We start from the raw sequence: 1,932 nt of genomic DNA on the forward strand, positions 1-1,932 counted from the left end.
GGCGGCGGCGGGGGCGCCCGAGCCCGCCGCAAGCCAGACGGATGATGCGGGCGCAAAACGGCAGCGGTACGAGCCGGCGCCAGGCAAACAGCCGGGCGAGGCCACTGTTGCCTTGAACGTGCCGAGACCGGATCTGCCGCCGAAAAATGCCCTCGACCACGCTGCGCAACGGGTCTCCTGGGTGCGCGACTTCAACGGCGGCGACTGTTTCTATGCGACGTTGACGTCGGCAACCGAGGCCGCCGTTGCGATCGAAGGATTGGGCACGGAGGTCCAGCCATTCGAACGAATGTTGTCCGATTTCCAGGCAAGATTCCGTGTCGAACCGGACATCAGCGTCCGCCTCATTGAGCCGGCTCAATGCGAAGTCACCAACTTTCTGCGCTTTCTTGACCAGATGCCGGCTGACAAGCCGCAGCTTGTTCTCGATCGAACGACGGTGCCAAGCGGCTCGCCGATCGGCGGCAAGCTGGTGACGCATGGCGGCCTTATTTCCAGCGTGCTGCTGATCGACCACAGGGGCATGGCATTCAGCCTTGACGATCGTATCCAGGCGCAAGCGGACAAGGCCACTTTCAACATTCCGATCGATCTCGGCGCAGCCGACAAGGCGGCCGGCAAGGTCGTGCCGCAGATCATAATGGTGATCACGGGTCCACAGGATATTCAGGCTGCGGCGTTCTCCGCGCCGACACCAGCCGCGCTGCTGCTGCCCAGGATTCTCGATGAGATCGACGCCAACCGAGCTGAGTTCTCCGCAACGGCAAAGTACTTCCGGCTCGGCGGGTAGCATGAACTCCGATGGACCACCGCCGCTCGCGCATTTCCTTCCTGACAACTGTCCCGCCCAACAGTCAGCGTGACCAGCTTCGCGGCCTGCTTGGCCTGAGAGGCCGTATCAGACTTGCGGTCATGTTGGGCGCGACATTGCTGGCTCTCCTGTCGTCCCACGAAGCGCGCGCCGAATTCACCGTCTGCAATCAGACGCTCGACGTCGTCAATCTCGCTGTCGGCCAGAAGGTCGACAATGCGGACCAGACCGATGGCTGGTGGACCATCGGCGCAAATCAGTGCGTGAACGTCATCCGCGAGGAACTCACCAACCGCTACATTTACATCTATGCGACGGACGTCTTTGGCCATGCGACCCTGACCGGGTCGACCGAAATGTGCATCGACCGGCGGCGTTTCTCGATACGCGGCATCGATGAATGCTGGCAGCGCGGCCATATCGCCGCACGATTTCTCGAAGTCGATACGCTTGAACAGGTGCGGTGGACCTTTTTTCTGACCGGAAGCAATCCGTGACGCACAGTATCGACACAAGCTTCAGGTTGAAAAAGCAGGCGCGCGCCGCCCTGCGCAGACGCAGGCTCTGGCGCAGGCTGCTTGCCGGTCTTGCCGTGGCTGTCCTGTTGTCGACCGCTGCCGGCTTCTATCTCACCGCGGATTATTGGTCGTTTGGCGACGAGGATGAGGAGTTGCAGGCCGTCGAGGGAACCGACGATGTGCCCGCCGATGCATCGGTCTATGTGCCTGCCATCATCGATCTCGCAGGAGACCCGATGTGGATCACCCTTGCGCCCGACACCGACGCCGCAACAAAAAGCCAAGTGATCCCGCGCCCGGCAGGACTCGATCAGGCTGGAGTTTCTCCCCAGATCGAGATTCTGGCTGACGTGATGCTTAGCGCCAGCGAAAAGTTCATGACAACGATACCGTCCACGCAAGAAGACTTCGCATTCTTCCAGGCACAGCGACAGACCGCGCCGGCGTCATCCAACGATCTGCAAGACGATGTTCAGCCACCGCCCGTTCTAAACGAGGCTCCGGTTGCTTCGGACCCGCAGGTGGACGCCGATGATGCCGAAGCAGGTTGGGGCGAAACAATCGATTCAAGCGAGGCAGCCCTTCCCACGTTCCGGAAAACCC

The 1,932-nt window shown here is 61.3% G+C and carries 1 protein-coding gene and 2 pseudogenes; all 3 read left to right on the forward strand.

Annotated elements, in window-relative coordinates; genetic code table 11:
• Positions 1-790: pseudogene (locus EOA85_RS34060) on the forward strand (serine/threonine protein kinase); the annotation flags it as partial.
• A gap of 11 nt (positions 791-801) precedes the next feature.
• Positions 802-1,308: a DUF1036 domain-containing protein gene (locus EOA85_RS34065; RefSeq protein ID WP_206523448.1), complete on the forward strand. Its 507-nt coding sequence runs from the start codon at positions 802-804 to the stop codon at positions 1,306-1,308.
• Positions 1,305-1,932 (forward strand): annotated as a pseudogene (locus tag EOA85_RS34070) (M23 family peptidase); the annotation flags it as partial. The gene EOA85_RS34065 and the pseudogene EOA85_RS34070, both read left to right, overlap by 4 nt.

This window comes from Mesorhizobium sp. M5C.F.Ca.IN.020.29.1.1 (genome assembly GCF_003997375.1).
In the GTDB taxonomy this organism is placed as follows: domain Bacteria; phylum Pseudomonadota; class Alphaproteobacteria; order Rhizobiales; family Rhizobiaceae; genus Mesorhizobium; species Mesorhizobium wenxiniae.

Bases quoted from the DNA above. Each gene is read 5' to 3' on its own strand.
- EOA85_RS34065 (WP_206523448.1), top strand. From the start codon at position 802: ATGGACCACCGCCGCTCGCGCATTTCCTTCCTGACAACTGTCCCGCCC.